The organism is Enterobacter sp. MGH 33, from assembly GCF_000534535.1.
Taxonomy (GTDB): Bacteria; Pseudomonadota; Gammaproteobacteria; order Enterobacterales; family Enterobacteriaceae; genus Enterobacter; species Enterobacter hormaechei_C.
The window spans coordinates 3,953,186-3,974,788 of the sequence record NZ_KI973212.1 but is presented as its reverse complement, the minus strand read 5'-3'; the positions used below and the strand labels follow the sequence as shown (position 1 = coordinate 3,974,788).

Genomic DNA, 21,603 nt, shown 5'->3' with positions numbered 1-21,603 from the left:
GTGTCGAGAAGTGTCGATAAGACAGTTTTTTTTCGTCAAAAATGACCATCACCAGAGGATGACCCGGTGAACCGTTTTGTAATTGCTGACTCGACGGTCTGTATTGGCTGTCGGACCTGTGAGGCGGCGTGCTCGGAAACGCACCGCCTGCACGGGCTACAGTCCATGCCGCGCCTGCGCGTCATGCGTAATGAGAAAGAGTCTGCCCCGCAGCTCTGTCACCACTGTGAAGACGCCCCGTGCGCGGGCGTCTGTCCTGTCAATGCCATCACCCGCGTTGACGGCGCGGTACAGCTGAACGAAAGCCTGTGCGTGAGCTGCAAGCTGTGCGGCATCGCCTGTCCGTTCGGCGCCATTGAGTTTTCCGGCAGCCGTCCGCTGCATATTCCGGCGAATGCTAATACTGCGAAAGCGCCGCCTGCGCCACCGGCTCCGGCACGCGTGAGTACGCTGCTGGACTGGGTGCCGGGCATTCGCGCCGTTGCGGTGAAGTGCGATCTGTGCAGCTTCGATGAGCAGGGTCCGGCCTGCGTGCGGACCTGCCCGACCCGGGCGCTGGTCCTGGTCAACATCCGCGACATCGCTCGCACCAGCAAACGCAAGCGCGAGCTGACCATCAATACCGACGTCGGCGATCTTTCGCTGCTGCGGGCGCTTAACGAGGGGGCGAAATGAACGCGATAGTTATGATGACCAGCGGTGTGGCCTGGTTTGCCGCCGCCGCTGTCCTGGCGCTGCTTCTCTCCTTCCATAAAACGCTGAGCGGGGTGATCGCCGGTATCGGCGGGGCGGTCGGCAGCCTGATGACGCTGGCGGCGGGCGGGGTTGTCCTGATCGACGGCCAGTCTGTTGACACCCTCATCCCGCTGATTCACCACGCCGTTGAGCTTACGCCGCTGAACGCCATCTGGCTGATAACCTTTGGCCTGTGCGGACTGTTTATCAGCCTGTTTAATATCGACTGGCATCGACATCAGCACACCAAAGCCAACGGCCTGCTGGTTAACCTGTTGATGGCCGCCGCGGTCTGTACCGTTATCGCCAGCAACCTCGGCGCGCTGGTGGTGATGGCAGAAATCATGGCCCTGTGCGGCGTGTTCCTGACCGGATGCAGCGCCTCCGGCAAGCTGTGGTTTGCGCTCGGACGTCTCGGTACGCTGCTGCTGGCGCTGGCCTGCTGGCTGGTGTGGCAGCGTTTCGGCACGCTGGATTTTGCCGCGCTTAACGGCCAGCCGCTGGGCAACGACGTCTGGCTGTTGGGCGTAGTTGGTTTTGGCCTGCTGGCCGGGATAATCCCGCTGCACGGCTGGGTGCCGCAGGCGCATGCCAATGCCTCAGCCCCGGCCGCTGCGCTGTTCTCCACCGTGGTGATGAAGGTCGGTCTGTTCGGCATCCTGATGATAACCCTGACGGGCGGTCAGCCGCCGCTGTGGTGGGGCGTGGCGCTGCTGATTGCGGGGATGATCACCGCGTTCGTCGGCGGGCTGTACGCGCTGATGGAGCACAACATCCAGCGTCTGCTGGCGTACCACACCCTGGAGAACATCGGGATTATCCTGCTCGGCATGGGCGCGGGCGTCACCGGGCTGGCGCTCAACCAGCCGGCGCTGATTGCCGCCGGGTTTATTGGCGGTCTGTATCACCTTATCAACCACAGTCTGTTTAAAAGCACCCTGTTCCTCGGTGCGGGTAGCGTCTGGTTCCGCACCGGGCACCGCGATATTGAAAAGCTCGGCGGGATTGGCAAAAAAATGCCCGTCATTTCGCTGGCGATGCTGGTCGGGCTGATGGCGATGGCTGCGCTGCCGCCGCTGAACGGCTTTGCCGGCGAGTGGGTGATTTATCAGTCCTTCTTCGCCCTCGGCCAGAGCGAGGCGTTTATCGGGCGTTTACTCGGCCCGCTGCTGGCGGTGGGCCTGGCGATCACCGGCGCGCTGGCGGTGATGTGTATGGCGAAAGTTTACGGTGTCACCTTCCTGGGCGCGCCGCGCACCCGCGAAGCGGAAAACGCCTGCTGCGCACCGCTACTGATGGGCGTAAGCGTGGTCGCACTGGCGCTGTGCTGCATCGCGGGCGGGGTTGCCGCGCCGTGGCTGCTGCCGCTGCTGGGCCACGCCATTCCGCTGCCGCTGGTCACGGCGCATACCGTCGTTTCCCAGCCGATGATGGCGCTGCTGCTGATTGCCGCGCCGCTCCTGCCGTTCGTGCTGATGCTGTTCTTCAGACGCGACCGTCTCGCCTCCCGCTCGCGCGGCGCGGCGTGGGCCTGCGGCTACGAACACGAGCAGTCGATGGTCATCACCGCCCACGGTTTCGCTATGCCGGTGAAGGAGAACTTCGCCGCCGTGCTGAAGCTGCGCCACTGGCTGAACCCGGTGGGCTGGGTGCCGGGCTGGCAGGGTGCCGCCGTGCCCGTGCTGTTCCGCCGCCTGGCGCTGATCGAGCTGGCGGTGCTGGTGGTGATTGTCATTTCACGAGGAGCCTGACATGAGTCTGTTACTGGCAATTCTTCAGGCGCTGGTGCTGTTCGCCGCCGCGCCGCTGCTGTCGGGCATCACGCGCGTGGCGCGCGCCCGGCTGCACAACCGTCGCGGGCCTGGCGTGCTCCAGGAGTACCGCGATCTCTTCAAACTGCTTTCCCGTCAGAGCGTCGCGCCGGACGCCGCAGGCTGGGTGTTCCGCCTGACGCCGTTTGTGATGGTGGGCGTGATGCTGACCATCGCCACCGCGCTGCCGGTGGTGACGGTGGGCTCGCCGCTGCCGGTGCTGGGCGATCTGATTACGCTGATCTACCTCTTCGCCATCGCGCGTTTCTTCTTTGCGATTGCGGGTCTGGATACCGGCAGCCCGTTTACGGGTATCGGCGCCAGCCGCGAGGCGATGCTCGGCGTGCTGGTTGAGCCAATTCTGCTGCTGGGGCTGTGGGTCGCCGCGCAGGTTGCAGGCTCGACCCATATCAGTTTTATCACCGACACCGTTTACCACTGGCCGGTTTCACGTTCTCTCCCGCTGGTGCTGGCGCTCTGCGCCTGCGCGTTCGCCACCTTTATCGAGATGGGCAAGTTGCCGTTCGATCTCGCGGAAGCGGAGCAGGAATTACAGGAGGGGCCGCTCACCGAATACAGCGGCTACGGCTTTGCGGTGCTGAAGTGGGGCATCAGCCTCAAGCAGCTGGTGGTGTTGCAGATGTTCGTCGGCGTTTTCTTCCCGTGGGGGCAGATGACGCACTTCTCTGCGGGCGGCCTGCTGCTGGCCGTGGTGGTGGCTGCGCTCAAGCTGATTTTCGGCGTGCTGGTGATTGCCCTGTTTGAAAACAGCATGGCGCGCCTGCGTTTTGTCGAAACGTCACGCATCACCTGGGCCGGTTTTGGTTTTGCATTTTTAGCGTTCGTCTCCTTGCTGGTGGCGTGATTAAAGAGAGTGTTTATGTCTGAAGAAAAGAAAGGTCAGCAGTATCTCGCCGCGTTGCATCAGGCTTTCCCGGGCGTGGTGCTGGAGGAGTCCTGGCAAACCAAAGACCAGATCACCGTCACCATTAAGGTGAACTATCTGCCGGAAGTGGTGGAGTTTCTCTATTACCAGCAGGGCGGCTGGCTGTCAGTGCTGTTCGGCAACGACGAGCGTCAGCTGTGTGGCAACTATGCGGTGTACTACGTGATGTCGATGGAGCAGGGGGAGAAGTGCTGGCTCACCGTGCGCGTCGAAGTCGACCCGAACAAGCCGGAATACCCCTCCGTCACGCCGCGCGTGCCTGCCGCCGTCTGGGGCGAGCGCGAAGTGCGCGACATGTATGGTCTGGTGCCGGTTGGCCTGCCTGACGAGCGTCGCCTGGTGCTGCCGGACGACTGGCCGGATGAACTCTATCCGCTGCGCAAGGACAGCATGGACTACCGCCAGCGCCCGGCCCCGACCACCGACAGCGAAACCTACGAGTTCATCAACGAGCTGGGCAGCAAGAAGAATAACGTGGTGCCGATTGGCCCGCTGCACGTTACCTCCGACGAACCGGGCCACTTCCGCCTGTTCGTCGACGGCGAGAACATTATCGACGCCGACTACCGCCTGTTCTACGTCCACCGCGGCATGGAGAAGCTGGCGGAGACCCGCATGGGCTACAACGAAGTCACATTCCTCTCTGACCGCGTGTGCGGCATCTGCGGCTTTGCCCACAGCACCGCCTACACCACCTCTGTGGAAAACGGCATGGGGATCGTGGTGCCGGAACGCGCGCAGATGATCCGCGCCATTCTGCTGGAGGTGGAGCGCCTGCACTCGCACCTGCTCAACCTCGGCCTGGCCTGCCACTTCGTCGGCTTTGACTCCGGGTTTATGCAGTTCTTCCGCGTGCGCGAGGCGTCGATGAAGATGGCGGAGATCCTTACCGGGGCGCGTAAAACCTACGGCCTGAACCTGATCGGCGGGATCCGCCGCGACCTGCTGAAAGACGACATGATCCAGACCCGCCAGCTGGCGCAGCAGATGCGGCGGGACGTGCAGGAGCTGGTGGACATGCTGCTCAGCACGCCAAACATTGAGCAGCGCACCGTGGGCATCGGCCGTCTTGACCCGGAAATCGCCCGCGACTTCAGTAACGTTGGTCCGATGGTGCGCGCCAGCGGCCACGCCCGCGATACCCGCGCCGATCACCCGTTCGTCGGCTACGGCCTGCTGCCGATGAGCGTGCACAGCGAGCAGGGCTGCGACGTCATCTCCCGTCTGAAGGTGCGCATCAACGAGGTATTCACCGCGCTGAACATGATCGACTACGGCCTCGATAATCTGCCGGGCGGCCCGCTGATGGTGGAAGGCTTCACCTACATTCCAAACCGCTTTGCCCTCGGCTTTGCCGAAGCGCCGCGCGGGGACGACATCCACTGGAGCATGACCGGCGACAACCAGAAGCTCTACCGCTGGCGCTGCCGCGCGGCGACCTACGCCAACTGGCCAACCCTGCGCTACATGCTGCGCGGCAATACGGTCTCTGACGCGCCGCTGATCATCGGCAGCCTCGACCCGTGCTACTCCTGCACCGACCGCATGACCGTCGTGGACGTGCGCAAGAAGAAAAGCCAGGTGGTGCCGTACAAAGAGCTTGAGCGCTACAGCATCGAGCGTAAGAACTCGCCGCTGAAATAAGGATTCGCCATGTTTACCTTCATCAAAAAAGTGATCAAAACCGGCGCGCAGACCAGCAGTTATCCGCTGGAGCCGATCCCGGTGGATAAAAACTTTCGCGGCAAGCCGGAGCACAACCCGCAGCAGTGCATCGGCTGCGCGGCCTGCGTCAACGCCTGCCCGTCGAATGCCTTAACGGTGGAAACGGACCTGAAAACCGGCGAGCTGGCCTGGCAGTTTAACCTCGGGCGCTGCATCTTCTGCGGCCGCTGCGAGGAGGTCTGCCCGACGGTGGCCATTCGCCTGTCTCAGGAGTACGAGCTGGCGGTGTGGAAAAAAGAGGACTTCCTCCAGCAGTCGCGCTTTGCGCTGTGCAACTGCCGCGTCTGCAAGCGTCCCTTCGCCGTGCAAAAAGAGATCGACTACGCCATCGCGCTGCTGAAGCACAACGGCGACGTCCGCGCGGAGCATCACCGTGAAAGCTTCGAAACCTGCCCGGAGTGCAAGCGTCAGAAGTGCCTGCTGCCGTCTGACCGCATCGATTTAACCCGCCATATGAGAGAGGCCAGCTGATGGAAAACTTACTCGGCCCGCGCGACGCTAACGGCATTCCGGTGCCGCTGACGGTGGAGGAGTCCATCGCCAGCATGAAGGCGTCGCTGCTGAAAAAAATCAAACGCTCGGCCTACGTCTATCGCGTGGACTGCGGCGGCTGCAACGGCTGCGAGATCGAGATCTTCGCCACGCTGTCACCGCTGTTTGACGCCGAGCGCTTCGGCATCAAAGTGGTGCCGTCTCCGCGCCATGCGGACATTCTGCTGTTTACCGGGGCCGTCACCCGCGCCATGCGATCCCCCGCGCTGCGCGCCTGGCAGTCCGCGCCGGACCCGAAAATCTGCATCTCGTACGGTGCCTGCGGCAACAGCGGCGGCATCTTCCACGACCTGTACTGCGTCTGGGGCGGCACCGACAAAATCGTGCCGGTTGATGTTTACATTCCAGGCTGTCCGCCAACGCCTGCCGCGACGCTGTACGGTTTTGCCATGGCGCTCGGCCTGCTGGAGCAAAAAATCCACGCCCGCGAGCCGGGCGAGCTGGACAACCAGCCTGCCGCCATTCTGCACCCGGACATGGTGCAGCCGCTGCGGGTGAAGATCGACCGCACGGCGCGCAGGCTGGCGGGCTACCGCTACGGACGCCAGATTGCCGACGATTATCTGCGCCTGCTGAGCCAGGGCGACCATCAGGTGGCGCGCTGGCTGGAGGCGGAAAACGATCCACGACTCAATGAGATCGTGGCGAACCTGAACAGCATCGTCGATGAGGCGCGTATCCGATGAGTGAAACGGTGGTGTTCAGCCAGCTGAGCCGTAAGTTTATTGATGAGAACGACGCCACGCCGGATGCGGCGCAGCAGGTGGTCTATTACAGTCTGGCGATTGGGCACCACCTCGGGGTGATCGACTGCCTGGAGGCGGCGTTAAGCTGCCCGTGGGCCGATTACCTGGCGTGGATCGCCACGCTGGAGGAGGGCAGCACGGCGCGGCGCAAGATGGAGGGCGTGCCGAAATACGGCGAGATCGTCATCGATGCCAACCACATTGCGATGCTCGCCAACGCCTTTGACGAGGCGCTGAGCAGGCAAACCCCCGAGCAGCAGGCGTGGAGCAAAACGCTGCTTAGCATGCTGCACGATATTCATCAGGAGAGCGCCATCTACCTGATGGTGAGGAGATTACGTGACTGACGTTTTACTGTGTGTCGGCAACAGCATGATGGGCGACGACGGCGCGGGTCCGCTGCTGGCGGAACTGTGCGCCGCAAACCCGCCGGGCAGCTGGGTGGTGATTGACGGCGGCAGCGCGCCGGAAAACGACGTGGTGGCCATTCGCGAGCTGCGCCCGGACAGGCTGTTAATCGTTGATGCCACCGATATGGGGCTCAACCCCGGTGAGATCCGCCTGATTGACCCGGACGACATCGCCGAAATGTTTATGATGACGACGCACAATATGCCGCTGAACTACCTGGTCGATCAGATTAAAGACGACGTGGGTGAGGTGCTGTTTCTGGGGATTCAGCCGGACATTGTCGGGTTCTATTACCCGATGACGCAGCCGGTGAAAGAGGCGGTGGACGTGGTCTATTCACGGCTTGCCGGGTGGGTTGGGGATGGGGGATTTTCTCAGCTCTGAGCAGTGCCGGGTGGCGGCTTCGCCTTACCCGGCCTACCAAACCCATCCCCCTCTCCCTGTGGGAGAGGGCTGGGGTGAGGGCAACAGGCTACTCCAGATCCCCCCCGTTACTCGCAATCACCTTCTTATACCACCAGAATGATTTCTTGCGCTTGCGGTCCAGCGTGCCGTTCCCGGCGTCGTCCCGGTCGACGTACACAAACCCGTAGCGCTTGCTCATTTCCCCCGTTGAGGCCGAGACAAGGTCAATGCAGCCCCAGGTGGTGTAGCCCAGCAGCGGTACGCCGTCCTCAATCGCATCAGCCATCGCGCGAATATGCTCGCGCAGGTAGCTGATTCGGTAGTCGTCGTTGATCTCGCCGTTTTCATCAATGACGTCCTTCGCTCCAAGGCCGTTTTCCACCAGGAACAGCGGCTTCTGGTAGCGGTCGTACATCATGTTCATGGTGATGCGCAGGCCGAGCGGGTCAATGCCCCAGCCCCATTCGCTCACCTGAATATGCGGGTTGCGCAGGGACTTCACGATGTTCGCCGCGCTGGTGTTTCCCGCGTTCATGTCCGCCGACGCGCAGCGCGAGGCGTAATAGCTGAACGAGACAAAGTCGACGGTGTTTTTCAGCAGTTCATCGTCGCCCGGGTCTTTCACAATCACCACGCCTTTCTCGCGGAACACGCGGGCAGAGTAAGCCGGATAGCTGCCGCGCGCCTGCACGTCGATAAAGAACAGGTTCTCGCGGTCTTTTTCCAGCGCCATCCACACGTCTTCCGGCTTGCAGGACCAGGGGTAAAAATTGCCGCCCGCCAGCATACAACCGACCTGGTTTTCCGGGTTCACCTCGTGGGCAATTTTGGTCGCCAGCGCGCTCGCCACCAGCTCGTGGTGCGCGGCCTGGTATTTCACCTGATCTTCGTTTTCACCTTCTTCAAATACCAGCCCCGCGCCGGAGAACGGGCTGTGCAGCATGATGTTGATTTCGTTGAAGGTCAGCCAGTATTTCACCAGCCCGTTAAACGCCTCGAAGCAGGTGCGGGCGTAGCGGGCGAAGAAATCCACCATCTTACGGTTGCGCCAGGAGCCGTACTCCGTCACCAGGTGCATCGGCACGTCGAAGTGGCAGAGCGTCACCAGCGGCTCGATGTTGTACTTTTTACACTCCTCGAACACCGCGCGGTAGAAGGCAATGCCTTCCTGATTCGGCAGCGGTTCGTCGCCGTTCGGGTAGAGGCGGCTCCAGGCAATCGAGGTGCGGAACACCGTAAAGCCCATCTCCGCCATCAGGGCGATGTCTTCTTTGTAGCGATGGTAAAAATCAATCGCCTCGTGGCTCGGGTAGAATTCGTCGTCCCGCAACGAAAACCGTTTTTCCTTGCCGCCTTTTACCGCCAGACGGTTTGCGCCGTGGGGGATCATGTCGACCGTCGTCAGTCCTTTGCCGCCTTCACGGTAAGCACCTTCACTCTGGTTGGCGGCAAGCGCGCCGCCCCATAAAAATCCTTGTGGAAAAACAGACATTCTTACCTCGCTTTCAGTTTATGCTTCTGCTGCTTTGTTCTGTACCGGTGCGGTTTGCAGGGCGCGTGCTTTTTCGGCTTCGTCTTCTACCGGGATATCCTCAAACCCTAACAGCAGGGTTAGCACAAACGACAGCACTACCGCCAGACCCATCACGCCAAACACCCAGACGATGGTCATCGGGTTGGCCGGGTCGAAGAACTGCACGCTGGTAAACAGCCCCGGCGCCGCCATCGAATGGCTGGCAAGGCCTGCCATGCCTGCCACCGCGCCGCAGATAAAGCCGCTGATCAGGCTCGCAATCAGCGGACGCTTCAGGCGTACCGCTACGCCGTACAGGGCCGGTTCAGAGATCCCCGCCATGATGGCGGAGGCCGCCGCGGCCAGCGCCGTCTGGCGCAGCTCCGGATTTTTGGTTTTCCACGCCACCGCCAGCGACGAACCGCCGAGCGACAGGTTGGCGCCGATCTCCGACGGCATCACCATCCCTTCTTTGCCCGTTTCGGCAATGGTCTGGATGATGGTCGGCGTAAACACGCGGTGCATCCCGGTCATCACCAGCAGCGGCCACAGCGCGCCCATAATGGCAACGGAGAGCCAGCCCAGATAGCCGTGAATGGTGTAGACCAGCGCGGAGATGGCGCTGCCGATCCAGATCCCGAGCGGGCCAATCAGTACGATGGCGAGCGGGGCGGCAATCAGCACGATCAGCATCGGCTTGAGGAAGTTTTTGGTCACCGCCGGGGTAATGCGATCCACCCAGCGTTCGATGTATGACAGGCACCAGGTCATCACCAGGGCGGGGATCACCGTGTAGGTGTATTTCACCGCCGTCACCGGAATGAAGGCGAACTCAACGTGCTCGCCCTGCGCGGCCTTGGCCATCAGCTCGATAAAGCTCGGGTGAACCAACACGCCCGCGATGGCGATTGCCAGCGACATGTTGGTTTTGAACTTCACCGCCGCGGACGCCGCCACCATCAGCGGCAGGAAGAAGAACGCGCCATCGCCGATAACGGTCAGGATCGTCAGCGTCGGGTCGCCTTTGCCCAGCACGCCGGTCATCTCAAGGATCATCGCCAGCAGCTTGACCATTGACCCGCCGATGATCGCCGGGATCAGCGGAGACATGGTGCCGATCAGCGCATCGAGGATCCCGGCACCAATGCGGCGCAGCGTGAGCTTCTGTGGACCTTCCGCTACGGCAGGTTGCAGGTTAGCGGGCAGCAGGCTCACCACTTCACGGTATGCCTGGGACACGGTGTTGCCGATGATCACCTGACACTGGTTGTCGTTGCGCACCACGCCGAGCACGCCGCTGATGCTTTTCAGGCGTGCGGCGTCGGTGAGGCTTTCGTCTTTCAGGACGAAGCGCAGTCGCGTCATACAGTGGGTGACGGCGACGATGTTCTCTTTGCCGCCCAGCGCGCTAACGACGTCGGTCGCCAGCGCAGCGTAATTTTTTGCCATCGGATGTGATCCTGTTATCGTTGTGTGAAATGTAGGAAACCGGTTTCACATAATCATCATGAGTTTCTTTTAATGAAACAAGACCACTTTTTATGCATTTTTTCGTTTCGTGATAACGATCACTCGTGGCCGTAAAAAGCGTGATAACGCCGCTGGGACAATTTTTCTGCGGTGCAGTACACTGCGCCCATCAGGTTCAGACGGAATAATAATATGACCACGATGCTGGAAGTGGCGAAGCGGGCAGGCGTATCAAAAGCGACGGTCTCCCGGGTACTGTCGGGGAACGGTTACGTCAGCCAGGAGACGAAAGACCGCGTGTTTCAGGCCATCGAAGAGAGCGGGTATCGCCCCAATCTGCTGGCGCGAAACCTGGCGACCAAACGCACCCAGACTCTGGGGCTGGTGGTGACGAACACCCTGTACCATGGGGTCTACTTTAGCGAGCTGCTGTTTAACGCCGCGCGGATGACGGAAGAGAAGGGGCGTCAGCTGATCCTGGCGGACGGCAAGCACAGCGCCGAAGAGGAGCGCGAGGCGATCCAGTACCTGCTCGACATGCGCTGCGACGCGGTAATCATCTATCCGCGTTTTCTGAGCGTGGAAGCGCTGGACGAGATCATTGAGAAATGCGAGCAGCCGATCATGGTGCTCAACCGCCGTTTGCGGAAAAACAGCAGTCACAGCGTCTGGTCCGATCATAAAGCGTCGTGTCAGGACGCGGTATCGCAGCTGATTGAGAAAGGCCACCGGGAGATTGCGTTTATCACCGGTTCGCTGGATTCCCCCACCGGGGTGGAGCGTCTTTCCGGCTACAAGGACGCGCTGGCGCAGCACGGGATTGCAGTTCGCGACGCGCTGATCGCCGAAGGGAAGTGGAACCCGGCCAGCGGCGCGGCGGCGGTCTCTCAGTTGCTCACCCGCGGCGAAACGTTTACCGCGCTGGTGGCGAGTAACGACGACATGGCGATTGGCGCCATCAGGCAGCTGCACGAGAGCGGCGTCGCCACGCCGGGCGCAGTGTCCGTCATCGGCTTTGACGACGTGGCAATCGCGCCCTATATCGTGCCGTCCCTCTCCAGCGTGCGTATTCCGGTAACGGAGATGATTCAGGAGACCATCAGCCGTATGATTTTCATGCTCGACGGCGGTGAGTTTAAGCCTCAGCAAACCTTCTCCGGCGAGCTTATCCTGCGCGACTCCGTCATTGACGGCCCGCATCGCTGACGTCGACATCAGTCATCGTCACTAATGACGATGACAGATCCCTCTCTTTTAAATTTCCCTATAAAATCAATGCATTAAATATTGGCACGGTTTATGAATAGCTTCGCGCATAACAGTAATGCCGGAGAAGCAGATGAACCGTTTTATTATGGCCGATGCCAGCAAATGCATTGGTTGCCGTACCTGTGAAGTGGCGTGCGTGGTGTCCCATCAGGCAGAGCAGGATTGCGCCTCTCTCACCCCTGATACCTTCCTGCCGCGCATCCACGTCATTAAAGGCGTGAATATTTCTACCGCCGCTATCTGTCGCCAGTGCGAAGATGCGCCGTGCGCCAACGTCTGTCCGAACGGGGCGATTAAGCGCGAGAAAGGCTTCGTGCATGTGATGCAGGAGCGCTGCATCGGGTGCAAAACCTGTGTGGTGGCGTGTCCGTATGGCGCGATGGAGGTGGTGGTTCGCCCGGTGGTGCGCAACAGCGGTATCGGGCTGAGCGTACGCGCGGAGAAAGCCGAAGCCAATAAATGTGACCTCTGCTACCACCGCGACGCCGGTCCGGCGTGTATGGAAGCCTGTCCGACGCATGCGCTGGTCTGCGTCGATCGCGACAAGCTCGAACAGATGAGTGCCGAAAAACGCCGCCGCGCGGCGTTCGACACCTCGTCATCGCTGCTGTTTTAAGCTGCAATGCGCGTTAATGGCGTACAGCTTCGGGTGCGCGGCAAGGTGCAGGGGGTAGGATTTCGTCCCTTCGTCTGGCAGCTTGCGCACCAGCTGGGGCTGGCAGGCGACGTCTGCAACGACGGAGAGGGTGTCCTGGTGCGTCTCGCGGGCAGTGGGGGTGACTTTACCGCGAGACTGCGCCAGGACTGCCCACCGCTGGCGCGCATCGATCGCATTGAAACGCAGCCGTTCAGCTGGACGACGCTGCCGGACGAGTTTGTCATCCGCCACAGCGAGAGCGGGGCGATGGACACGCAAATCGTCCCGGATGCCGCCACCTGTCCCGCATGCCTGGCGGAGATGCGCGATCCCCGCGAACGTCGCTACCGCTACCCGTTTATCAACTGCACCCACTGCGGGCCGCGGTTTACCATTATCCGCGCCATGCCCTATGACCGCCCGGCCACGTCAATGGCGCCATTCCCGCTCTGTGTGCCCTGTGAAACGGAGTACCTCAACCCGGCTGACCGGCGTTTTCACGCCCAGCCGGTGGCCTGCCCGGATTGCGGACCGCAGCTGGAGTGGCGAGCCGGGGAGGCTGCTGCCACCCGCGAATCGGCGTTAAGCGCGGCGGTGGCGATGCTGGAAGGCGGCGGGATTGTGGCGGTCAAAGGGCTGGGCGGTTTTCACCTGGTCTGCGACGCGCTTAACCCGCAGGCGGTTCGGAAATTACGGGCACGCAAGCAGCGCCCGACCAGGCCGCTGGCGGTGATGATCCCGCATGCGGACGATCTGCCGGAGGCCATCCAGACGCTGTTACGTTCACCCGCTGCGCCGATTGTGCTGACGCCAAAAGCCTGCCTTCCTGCGTTTCCTGAGGAGATTGCGCCGGGGCTGGATACGGTCGGCGTGATGCTGCCTGCGAACCCGCTCCAGCATTTGCTGATGCTGGACTGCCAGCGCCCGCTGGTGATGACCTCCGGCAACCTCAGCGGCCATCCACCCGCCATAAGCAACCAGCAGGCGCTGGAAGAACTCAGTGACATCGCTGACGGCTTCCTGCTGCACAACCGCGACATCCTGCAACGGATGGATGATTCAGTGATGGACCAGGAGGGCACGATGCTGCGTCGCGCACGCGGTTTTGTGCCGGATGCCATCACATTGCCCGCCGGATTCCGCGACATCCCGCCCATGTTATGCACCGGCGCGGAGATGAAAAACACCTTCAGCCTGGTGCGTGGCAACCAGGCGGTGCTGAGCCAGCATTTTGGCGATCTGAGCGACGAGGGGGTAGAGGCGCAGTGGCGCAGTGCGCTCTCGACGATGCAGGACATCTACGCCTTTCAGCCTGAGCGCGTGGTGTGCGATGCCCATCCGGGATATCACGCCCGACAGTGGGCCCGGGCGCAGGCGCTGCCCGTTGAGACCGTGCTGCATCATCATGCGCATGCGGCAGCGTGTCTGGCGGAGAATGGCTGGCCGCTCGACGGCGGGGATGTTATTGCCCTGACCCTGGACGGGATCGGCATGGGCGAGAACGGCGCGCTGTGGGGCGGCGAGTGCCTGCGGGTGAACTATCGCGACTGCGAACGGCTGGGCGGTCTGCCAGCCGTTGCGCTGCCGGGGGGCGATCTGGCGGCAAAACAGCCGTGGCGCAATTTGCTCGCCCACTGTCTGGCGTTCGTACCTGACTGGCAGCAGTACCCGGAAACAGAGGTGGTACAGCGTCAAAACTGGCCGCTGCTGGCAACGGCTGTGTCGCGCGGTATCAATGCGCCGCGGGCCTCCTCCTGTGGTCGTCTGTTCGACGCCGTGGCCTGTGCGCTGGGCATTGAAACGCAACGCTATGAGGGCGAAGCCGCGTGCCGGCTGGAGGCGCTGGCCGAACGCTGCGCAGGGGTTGATCATCCGGTGACGCTCCAGACGGATAACCTTGCGCTGTTCTGGCAACAGTGGCTTACCTGGCGGGCGGAACCCGGCGAGCGTGCCTGGGCTTTTCACGATGCGCTGGCAAAAGGGCTGAGCGAACTGGCGGCAACGCATGCCCGCCGACGGTCGCTCACGACGGTGTGCTTCAGCGGAGGCGTCCTTCACAACCGCCTGCTGCGCGCGCGCCTTCGTCATTACCTTTCTGATTTCACGCTTCTTTTTCCTTCGCGCCTGCCCGCAGGCGACGGAGCGATCTCCTTCGGGCAGGCGGTGGTTGCTGCCGCCCGATCATGTTCACAAGGGATTTAAAATGTTACGACTTTTACGCAATGAACCTCGTGCAGCGTGCCTGCTGCTGGCTCTCGGGATGGCTAACCTGCTGGCCTGGGGGCTGGCGTGGCACACCTTTAGCGGCAGTACGGCGCTGATGGCGGCCAGCCTGCTGGCCTGGTGTTACGGACTGCGTCATGCGGTGGATGCCGACCATATCGCCGCGATTGATACCGTGACGCGTAAAATGATGCAGCAGGGCAAGCGCCCGTCCGGCGTGGGCGCATGGTTTTCCCTCGGACACTCCACCATCGTGGTGCTGGCCTCCATTGCTATCGCCGCGACCGCCACGGCGTTTCAGAAAAACATGGCATGGTTCCACGAAACCGGCAGCCTGATTGGCACCGCCGTCTCCGCCACCTTCCTGCTGGCGATGGCGCTGGTGAATATGGTGATCCTGCGCGGCGTCTGGCGCAGTTTTCAGGCGCTGAAACACGGCAATCCCGTGCAGGGCGACATCACGCTGCCTGCACAGGGCGGCGTCATGAACTGGCTGTTCGGCAAAACCTTCCGCCTCGTCAATAAAAGCTGGCAGATGTACCTGGTCGGTTTCCTGTTCGGCCTGGGGTTCGACACCGCCACCGAAATCGGCGTGTTGGGGATCTCCGCCGCCAGCGCCTCCAGCGGGATGTCGGTGTGGTCGATCATGATCTTCCCGGCGCTCTTCGCCAGCGGCATGGCGCTGGTGGATACGCTCGATAACCTGCTGATGGTGGGTGCCTACGGCTGGGCGTTTAACAAGCCGCAGCGCAAGCTCTACTACAACATGACCATCACCGGCACTTCGGTGGTGGTGGCGCTGTTTATCGGCGGCCTGGAAGCGATGGGTCTGCTGATGGACAAGTTCGCCCTCAGCGGCGGCGTGTGGGATCTGATTGGCGCGGTGAACGATAACCTGGGCGACGCCGGATTTGTGGTGGTCGGGCTGTTTGTCGCCTGCTGGCTGATCTCGATGGCGAACTATCGCTGGCGCGGTTATGACGCGCTGGTGGTGCGCTCCTGACGCTGAAAGTGTAGCGATAAAAAAAGCCCCGGGACATCGGGGCGGTGGACAACAAAATCCAAAGGTTAAGTAAGCGTGGCAGTACTGTAGGCCGGGTAAGCGGAGCGCCACCCGGCATGACGAGGGTTAAGCTGGTAGCGATTTCAGCAGCGCGAAGGCCTCCTTCATTCTGTCTTCGCTGACGACAAAGGCGCGCATCTGACCGTCGGTATCGGTGCCGCGCGCCACCATGCCCTGAGGCGAAAGGACAATCTCCCAGTCCAGATCCTGACGCTGCGTTTCACCTGCGAGATGCAGCGGTAGTTCCGGCGTTTTTACCTTCACCAGCATGGCGGGTAATTTCACCGGGGCGTTGCCGCCGAGCAGGTTTTTCGCCAGGAACATGGCGCTTAACTGAATCGGTTGCAGGAACGGCAGCACCTGGCCGTTAATTTCCGCGCAGTCGCCCAGGGCATAAATGTCCGGCCGGGTGGTTTGCAGGTAGCTATCCACCTTCACGCCTCGATTGATCTCTGCGCCCGCGCGGTGCGCCAGCGCGGTTTCCGGGCGCAACCCCGTCGCCGCAATAACCACATCCACTTCCACGCTGCGGTTGCGGTCGAGCGTCGCACAAATGCCGGTTTCGGTTTTGCTCAGGCTCTGTAACTGCGATTTCAGCAGCAGATGCACGCCCATGTCGGTCAGACGATGCTGTAAGCGACTGCTTACTTCTGCTGGCATCAGCCCTGACAGAATGCTGGCCGCGTGGTCAACCAGGGTGACGGATTTTCCCGCCCGGCAGAAGTCCATCGCCAGCTCGGTGCCAATCAGTCCGCCGCCGACAATCATCACCCGCGTGGCGTCGCGTAACAGGGTCTCGCTGGCCTGATACTCCTGCTGGCTGTTGAGCGTGACCATCAGCTCGCGGCCCTCAACCGGCGGCACAAACGCCGATGCCCCCGTCGCCAGCACCAGTTTGTCGTACTGCCAGGTTTTATCTTTCGCGTTCACCACGTGGGCGTCGGCGTCGATATCGGTGACCCAGGTGTACGGAAACAGACGCAGGTTAAACTGTTCTGCGAACTCCCCCGCCGTCTGGCGGGTGAGATCGTCGGCGCGCTGATTCTGGCTAATGACGTGGCTTAAATCAGGCTTGTTGTACTCATCCATGCTGTCGGCGGCGATCACCGTCAGCGGCACGTTAGCATCCTGTTTGCGGATATTTTTCACCAGCTGGCGGGCGGCAAAGCCCGAGCCGATAATGACGATGCCGTGGCTCATTTTGCCTCCGTTGCCAGTTCATCAAAGACGTCTTTCCCGAGGGAACATTCCGGGCAGAGGAAGTTGTCCGGCACCTCGCTCCACGGCGTACCCGGCGCGACATCCTGCAACGGCTCGCCCAGCTCAGGATCGTAAATCCACTGGCAGACGCTGCACTGCATGCAAGGGCCAAGGTCGGCAGCGGCAGCTTCTGCTACAGCTTTCGGCGTAACCGCCGCGGCGGGTGCGGTTTCCGGCAGCGGCGCAAGCGCCCACTGGCGGGCAATGTCGCGACCGTGCTGACGACAGATTTCCAGCGCGTCGAGATCCGGACGCCATTTCGCCTTCAGGCTCAGGGACATCTCAAAACCGGCATCCTGTAAACGGGTGGAGAGACGCTCTACCGCGCCGCCGCTCCAGCCGTGTGAACCAAAGGCGCTGGCGCGTTTGTTACGAAAGCGCAGGCCGGTCATCTCTTCCACCAGTCCGGCAATTTTCGGCATCATCACGTTATTCATGGTGGAGGTACCCACCAGCACGCCTTTGGAGCGGAAGACGTTGGTCAATACCTCATTCTTATCGCTGCGCGCCACGTTGAAGATTTTCACCGCCACGTTCGGGTCAACTTCGTTGATGCCCTGGGCAATGGCGTCCGCCATCATGCGGGTGTTGTTGGACATGGTGTCGTAGAAGATGGTGATGCGATCTTCCTGATAGTCCGCCGCCCACTTCAGGTACAGTTCGACAATCTGGGTTGGATTTTCACGCCATACCACGCCGTGGGAGGTGGCAATCATATCCACCGGCAGGTTGAAGCCGAGGATCTCGGTGATTTTTGGCGTGACCAGACGGCTGAACGGGGTCAGGATGTTGGCGTAGTAGCGCTGGCACTGTTCGAACAGCTCGGTCTGATCCACTTCGTCGTTGAACAGACGTTCGTCACAGTAGTGCTGGCCGAAGGCGTCGTTACTGAACAGCACCGCGTCACCGGTCATGTAGGTCATCATGCTGTCCGGCCAGTGCAGCATTGGGGTTTCCACGAAGATCAGCTGTTTGCCATTGCCGATATCCAGCGTGTCGCCGGTTTTCACGGTGTGGAAGTTCCACTCCGGATGGTGGTGGTGGCCGTTGATGGAGTCAATGGCGTTGGTGGTGCAGTAGATCGGGGTATCCGGAATGTGGGACATCAGCTCGGTCAGCGCCCCGGCATGATCCTCTTCCGCGTGGTTGATGATAATGTAGTCGATCTCATTCAGATCGATTTCGCTGCGCAGATTCTGCACGAACTCGCGGCTGAATTTGTGATCGACGGTATCGATCAGGACGTTTTTACCTTCACGAATGAGATAGCTGTTGTAGCTGCTGCCGCGCAGCGTTTTGTATTCCGTCCCGTGAAAATCACGTACTTCCCAGTCACGTTGACCCACCCAATGAATGTTATTTTTAACCAGAATAGACATAGCAACCTCAACTTAATACGGCGTTTTCAAATAAGATGACTGTCATATATCAAGTTGCGTGCCAACTTTTTAACCTGTTGAAAATAATGTGTTTTCGTTTCGATGCTCCTTAGTGGGTAGTCATTTTGACTATCTTAAAAATTGTCAATATGACACTATGTATTGTCAAAATGACAGTGAGGCAGAGATGAGCTTTTCCGTAGATGTGCTGGCGAAGATCGCCATAGAACTGCAAACCGGTATTGGTCATCAGGACCGCTTTCAGCGGCTGATCTCCACGTTGCGCCACGTGCTGGATTGCGATGCGTCGGCGCTGCTGCGTTACGAAGGGCGGCAGTTTATTCCGCTGGCTATCGACGGTCTGGCGAAGGACGTACTCGGGCGGCGCTTTACCCTGGAGGGCCACCCGCGTCTGGAAACCATCGCCCGCGCGGGTGACGTGGTGCGTTTCCCGGCAGACAGCGATCTGCCCGATCCTTACGACGGCCTGATCCCCGGACAGGAGAGCCTGAAGGTGCACGCCTGTATCGGCCTGCCTCTGTTTGCCGGGCAGAACCTGATTGGCGCGTTAACCCTCGACGGCATGTCGCCTGATCAGTTCGATACCTTCAGCGACGAAGAGCTACGGCTGATTGCCGCGCTGGCGGCCGGGGCGCTGAACAACGCCCTGCTGATAGAACAGCTGGAGAGCCAGAATATTCTTCCGGGTAGCCCGACGGTGTTTGAGCAGGTGGCGCACACCGAAATGATCGGCCTTTCGCCGGGCATGGCGCAGCTCAAAAAAGAGATTGAGATTGTCGCCGCGTCTGATTTGAACGTGCTGATCTTCGGGGAGACCGGCACCGGTAAAGAGCTGGTGGCAAAAGCGATCCACGAAGCCTCGCCCCGTGCGATGAATCCGCTGGTCTATCTCAACTGCGCGGCGTTGCCGGAAAGCGTGGCGGAAAGCGAGCTGTTCGGACACGTCAAAGGGGCCTTTACCGGGGCGATCAGCAACCGCAGCGGCAAGTTCGAAATGGCTGATAACGGCACGCTGTTCCTCGATGAAATTGGCGAACTCTCCCTTTCGCTTCAGGCCAAACTGCTGCGGGTGTTGCAGTATGGCGATATTCAACGCGTGGGAGACGATCGCAGCTTACGCGTGGATGTGCGCGTGCTGGCGGCGACGAACCGCGATCTGCGCGAAGAGGTGCTGGCGGGGAATTTCCGCGCCGATCTGTTCCACCGTCTGAGCGTGTTCCCGCTCACGGTGCCGCCGCTGCGCGAGCGGGGCGAGGATGTGGTTCTGCTGGCGGGCTTTTTCTGCGAACAGTGTCGGCTCAAAATGGGGCTTTCCCGCGTGGTGCTAAGTCCCGGCGCGAGGACGCACCTGCTGAGCTACGGCTGGCCGGGTAACGTGCGTGAGCTGGAACATGCGATCCACCGCGCGGTGGTGCTGGCGCGGGCAACGCGTTCGGGGGATGAAGTGGTTATTCATGCGCGCCATTTCGCGCTGCATGAGGAAACGATGCCGCCCGTGAAGCCGGTGATACCTGAGAGCGTGAACGAAAACCTGCGCGAGGCGACGGATGCGTTCCAGCGTCAGATGATCGCCCGCGCGCTGGAGCAGAATAACCGCAGCTGGGCGGCGTGCGCGCGGGCGCTGGAGATGGACGTCGCCAACCTTCACAGGCTGGCGAAACGTCTGGGGCTGAAGGGTTAAATAATCCCCGCCTGGTAGAAGTCTTGCAGGTTGATCGCGCCGCACAGCCTGCCGTGCTCGTCCACCACCGGCGCGGCGGTGATTTTGCGCTTCATCAGCACCTCTTTGGCTTCAATCGCGCGGCTGTCGGCATTCAGCGTCAGCCCGCCCTGGGTCATTGCTTCGGATACCCGCGCCTCCAGCTTGCCGCCGCCCACCAGCCAGCGGCGCAGGTCGCCGTCGGTGAAGACGCCCTTCACCTGGCGGTCATTGTCGCATACCGCAACCAGCCCCAGCCCGGTGCGGCTCAGCTCCAGCATGGCGTCCATCACGCTGGTGTCGAGTTTGACCTGAGGAATGGCATCGTCCGTGCGCATCAGGTGGTGAACTTTGTTGAGCAGACGAGCCCCAAGCGCGCCCGCAGGATGGGAGCGGGCGAAATCTTCCTCATTAAAACCGCGCGCCTGCATCACCGCCATCGCCAGGGCGTCGCCCATCATCAGCGTGTTGACGGTGCTGGAGGTCGGTGCCAGGTGCATCGGACAGGCTTCGCGCTCAACGGAAATATCCAGCGTTGCTTTCGCGGCCAGCGCCAGCGGCGAACGGGATTTGCCGGTCATCGCTAACAGGGCCACCGATTTTTCTTGCAGGCGAGGGATGATGAGATCCAGCTCTTTGGCTGAACCGGAGTAGGAGATAAACAGCATCACGTCGCGGCTTTCGATCATCCCCAGATCGCCGTGCAGCGCTTCGGCAGGATGCACGAAGAACGCCGGGGTGCCGGTGCTGGCAAGCGTCGCGGCAATCTTCTTGCCGATATGACCGGATTTACCGATACCCGCCACGATCACTTTGCCCTCGCAGTGGATAATGGTGTTGGCTGCACGAACAAAATCCTCACCCAGACGTTCCGGCAGGCGGCTGGCTTCCTGTAGCTCCAGCAGCAGGGTCTGACGGCCTGCGTTTAACAGAAAATCACTCATTTTTCTCTCCGGTTACGATCACGTCGATGCCCTTCGCTTCCAGCGCTTTTTTAAATGCCGGATCGATACCTGCGTCGGTAATCAGCTTATCGACGCTTTCAAGGCTACAGACAATGTTGGGGCTTTTACGGCCAAACTTCGACGAGTCCGCCATCAAAATCACTTCCCGCGCGGCGTTGCACATCGCTTTGCTGACGCTGAACACCTCGTTGAAGGTGGTCACGCCCGCGTTGAGGTCGATGCCGTCCGTGCCCATAAACAGCTTATCGAAGCTGAAGTGGTCGAAGGCATTCTCCGCCAGCTGCCCGTGAAACGACGCGGATTTTTTACGGAAGGTGCCACCGGGCATCAGGATGGTCTGCTCGCTGTCGAACTCTGACAGGGCATTGACGATGTGCAGGCTGTTGGTCATCACGGTGATGTTATTAAAGCGGCTGAGCAGCGGGATCATCTGTAGGACGGTACTGCCTGCGTCGAGGATAATGGAATCGCCGTCCTGGATAAATTTGACGGCGGCTTCGGCAATCAGCGCTTTCTGGTGGGTATTGATCAGCGTTTTGTGGTCGATAGGCGGGTCGGCTTCGTCTTTATTGAGCACCACGCCGCCGTAGGTACGAATGACGGCGCCGGAGTTTTCGAGCAACACCAGGTCCTTGCGTATTGTCGTGCCGGTGGTGTCAAAGTAGTGGGCCAGATCCTCTACCGAGCACTTTCCCTGCTTTTGCAGATGCTCAAGTATGGCCGCCTGCCGCTGACGTGGTTTCATAGGCGCTTCGTTCCTTACGTTGCGAAAT

Annotated in this window: 19 protein-coding genes; 13 read left to right on the top strand and 6 right to left on the bottom strand. The window is 60.9% G+C overall.

What is annotated here, in order from left to right:
• The first annotated feature begins 66 nt into the window (after nt 1-66).
• From L379_RS05555 to hycI, 8 genes are read left to right on the top strand one after another with little or no spacing between them, the layout of a single operon-like run.
• Nucleotides 67-675 carry a 4Fe-4S dicluster domain-containing protein gene (locus L379_RS05555; RefSeq protein WP_017382803.1) on the top strand — a complete coding sequence of 203 codons (609 nt, stop codon included), beginning with the start codon at nt 67-69 and terminating at the stop codon, nt 673-675.
• Nucleotides 672-2,486, top strand: coding sequence for a formate hydrogenlyase subunit 3 (gene hycC, locus L379_RS05560; RefSeq protein WP_032654798.1), 1,815 nt, complete (start codon nt 672-674; stop codon nt 2,484-2,486). The genes L379_RS05555 and hycC overlap by 4 nt, the downstream gene beginning before the upstream one ends.
• 1 nt (nt 2,487) lies before the next feature.
• Nucleotides 2,488-3,411 carry a respiratory chain complex I subunit 1 family protein gene (locus tag L379_RS05565; RefSeq protein ID WP_015571691.1) on the top strand — a complete coding sequence of 308 codons (924 nt, stop codon included), beginning with the start codon at nt 2,488-2,490 and terminating at the stop codon, nt 3,409-3,411.
• 15 nt (nt 3,412-3,426) lie between these two features.
• Complete coding sequence (hycE, locus tag L379_RS05570; RefSeq protein ID WP_032654795.1) at nt 3,427-5,136, top strand: formate hydrogenlyase subunit HycE; 1,710 nt, start codon at nt 3,427-3,429, stop codon at nt 5,134-5,136.
• Nucleotides 5,137-5,145: 9 nt separating this feature from the next.
• Nucleotides 5,146-5,688: a formate hydrogenlyase complex iron-sulfur subunit gene (locus L379_RS05575; protein WP_003862138.1), complete on the top strand. Its 543-nt coding sequence runs from the start codon at nt 5,146-5,148 to the stop codon at nt 5,686-5,688.
• Entirely contained in the window at nt 5,688-6,455 is a 768-nt protein-coding gene (locus L379_RS05580; RefSeq protein ID WP_032654793.1) for an NADH-quinone oxidoreductase subunit B family protein, read from the top strand. The genes L379_RS05575 and L379_RS05580 overlap by 1 nt, the downstream gene beginning before the upstream one ends.
• Nucleotides 6,452-6,862: a formate hydrogenlyase maturation HycH family protein gene (locus L379_RS05585; RefSeq protein ID WP_032654790.1), complete on the top strand. Its 411-nt coding sequence runs from the start codon at nt 6,452-6,454 to the stop codon at nt 6,860-6,862. The genes L379_RS05580 and L379_RS05585 overlap by 4 nt, the downstream gene beginning before the upstream one ends.
• Nucleotides 6,855-7,310: a hydrogenase maturation peptidase HycI gene (gene hycI, locus L379_RS05590; protein ID WP_017382797.1), complete on the top strand. Its 456-nt coding sequence runs from the start codon at nt 6,855-6,857 to the stop codon at nt 7,308-7,310. The genes L379_RS05585 and hycI overlap by 8 nt, the downstream gene beginning before the upstream one ends.
• A gap of 88 nt (nt 7,311-7,398) precedes the next feature.
• Here the strand turns inward: hycI and L379_RS05595 are convergent, their stop codons facing one another.
• Nucleotides 7,399-8,823 (bottom strand): 6-phospho-beta-glucosidase, encoded by a 1,425-nt coding sequence (locus L379_RS05595; RefSeq protein WP_032654785.1) that lies wholly within the window; start codon nt 8,821-8,823, stop codon nt 7,399-7,401.
• An 18-nt stretch (nt 8,824-8,841) separates the two neighbouring features.
• Nucleotides 8,842-10,293: a PTS cellobiose/arbutin/salicin transporter subunit IIBC gene (gene ascF, locus L379_RS05600; protein ID WP_017382795.1), complete on the bottom strand. Its 1,452-nt coding sequence runs from the start codon at nt 10,291-10,293 to the stop codon at nt 8,842-8,844.
• Between the two features lie 189 nt (nt 10,294-10,482).
• Here ascF and L379_RS05605 point away from each other — a divergent pair, with 189 nt between their 5' ends.
• From L379_RS05605 to L379_RS05620, 4 genes are all read left to right on the top strand, one after another.
• A complete protein-coding gene (locus L379_RS05605; RefSeq protein WP_323132051.1) occupies nt 10,483-11,520 on the top strand; it encodes a LacI family DNA-binding transcriptional regulator in 1,038 nt (345 codons plus the stop codon).
• A 133-nt stretch (nt 11,521-11,653) separates the two neighbouring features.
• Entirely contained in the window at nt 11,654-12,199 is a 546-nt protein-coding gene (hydN, locus tag L379_RS05610; protein WP_017382793.1) for an electron transport protein HydN, read from the top strand.
• Nucleotides 12,200-12,205: 6 nt separating this feature from the next.
• Nucleotides 12,206-14,422, top strand: coding sequence for a carbamoyltransferase HypF (gene hypF / locus L379_RS05615; protein WP_032654782.1), 2,217 nt, complete (start codon nt 12,206-12,208; stop codon nt 14,420-14,422).
• Nucleotide 14,423: 1 nt separating this feature from the next.
• Complete coding sequence (locus tag L379_RS05620) at nt 14,424-15,446, top strand: HoxN/HupN/NixA family nickel/cobalt transporter (protein WP_032654779.1); 1,023 nt, start codon at nt 14,424-14,426, stop codon at nt 15,444-15,446.
• A gap of 126 nt (nt 15,447-15,572) precedes the next feature.
• Here L379_RS05620 and norW read toward each other — a convergent pair whose 3' ends face one another.
• The gene (gene norW, locus L379_RS05625; RefSeq protein WP_032654776.1) at nt 15,573-16,706 is read right to left on the bottom strand and encodes an NADH:flavorubredoxin reductase NorW; all 1,134 of its coding nucleotides are present in this window, start codon (nt 16,704-16,706) and stop codon (nt 15,573-15,575) included.
• The gene (norV, locus tag L379_RS05630) at nt 16,703-18,145 is read right to left on the bottom strand and encodes an anaerobic nitric oxide reductase flavorubredoxin (protein ID WP_032654773.1); all 1,443 of its coding nucleotides are present in this window, start codon (nt 18,143-18,145) and stop codon (nt 16,703-16,705) included. Before norV ends, norW begins: the two co-directional genes overlap by 4 nt.
• A gap of 187 nt (nt 18,146-18,332) precedes the next feature.
• On the opposite strand from norV, the gene norR reads away from it, so the two are divergent.
• Nucleotides 18,333-19,847, top strand: a complete 1,515-nt coding sequence (gene norR, locus L379_RS05635; RefSeq protein WP_032654770.1) for a nitric oxide reductase transcriptional regulator NorR — start codon at nt 18,333-18,335, stop codon at nt 19,845-19,847.
• Here the strand turns inward: norR and gutQ are convergent.
• Together gutQ and L379_RS05645 are read right to left on the bottom strand one after the other, a co-directional pair.
• Nucleotides 19,844-20,809 (bottom strand): arabinose-5-phosphate isomerase GutQ, encoded by a 966-nt coding sequence (gene gutQ, locus L379_RS05640; RefSeq protein WP_015571677.1) that lies wholly within the window; start codon nt 20,807-20,809, stop codon nt 19,844-19,846. The genes norR and gutQ overlap by 4 nt on opposite strands.
• Nucleotides 20,802-21,575 (bottom strand): glucitol operon DNA-binding transcriptional repressor SrlR, encoded by a 774-nt coding sequence (locus L379_RS05645; protein ID WP_015571676.1) that lies wholly within the window; start codon nt 21,573-21,575, stop codon nt 20,802-20,804. The genes gutQ and L379_RS05645 overlap by 8 nt, the downstream gene beginning before the upstream one ends.
• Between the last annotated feature and the right edge of the window lie 28 nt (nt 21,576-21,603).

Coding starts and splice junctions, on each gene's coding strand:
- hycC (WP_032654798.1), top strand. CDS start 672: ATGAACGCGATAGTTATGATGACCAGCGGTGTGGCCTGGTTTGCCGCC.
- L379_RS05565 (WP_015571691.1), top strand. CDS start 2,488: ATGAGTCTGTTACTGGCAATTCTTCAGGCGCTGGTGCTGTTCGCCGCC.
- hycE (WP_032654795.1), top strand. CDS start 3,427: ATGTCTGAAGAAAAGAAAGGTCAGCAGTATCTCGCCGCGTTGCATCAG.
- L379_RS05575 (WP_003862138.1), top strand. CDS start 5,146: ATGTTTACCTTCATCAAAAAAGTGATCAAAACCGGCGCGCAGACCAGC.
- L379_RS05580 (WP_032654793.1), top strand. CDS start 5,688: ATGGAAAACTTACTCGGCCCGCGCGACGCTAACGGCATTCCGGTGCCG.
- L379_RS05585 (WP_032654790.1), top strand. CDS start 6,452: ATGAGTGAAACGGTGGTGTTCAGCCAGCTGAGCCGTAAGTTTATTGAT.
- L379_RS05595 (WP_032654785.1), bottom strand. CDS start 8,823: ATGTCTGTTTTTCCACAAGGATTTTTATGGGGCGGCGCGCTTGCCGCC.
- ascF (WP_017382795.1), bottom strand. CDS start 10,293: ATGGCAAAAAATTACGCTGCGCTGGCGACCGACGTCGTTAGCGCGCTG.
- hydN (WP_017382793.1), top strand. CDS start 11,654: ATGAACCGTTTTATTATGGCCGATGCCAGCAAATGCATTGGTTGCCGT.
- hypF (WP_032654782.1), top strand. CDS start 12,206: ATGCGCGTTAATGGCGTACAGCTTCGGGTGCGCGGCAAGGTGCAGGGG.
- L379_RS05620 (WP_032654779.1), top strand. CDS start 14,424: ATGTTACGACTTTTACGCAATGAACCTCGTGCAGCGTGCCTGCTGCTG.
- norW (WP_032654776.1), bottom strand. CDS start 16,706: ATGAGCCACGGCATCGTCATTATCGGCTCGGGCTTTGCCGCCCGCCAG.
- norV (WP_032654773.1), bottom strand. CDS start 18,145: ATGTCTATTCTGGTTAAAAATAACATTCATTGGGTGGGTCAACGTGAC.
- norR (WP_032654770.1), top strand. CDS start 18,333: ATGAGCTTTTCCGTAGATGTGCTGGCGAAGATCGCCATAGAACTGCAA.
- gutQ (WP_015571677.1), bottom strand. CDS start 20,809: ATGAGTGATTTTCTGTTAAACGCAGGCCGTCAGACCCTGCTGCTGGAG.
- L379_RS05645 (WP_015571676.1), bottom strand. CDS start 21,575: ATGAAACCACGTCAGCGGCAGGCGGCCATACTTGAGCATCTGCAAAAG.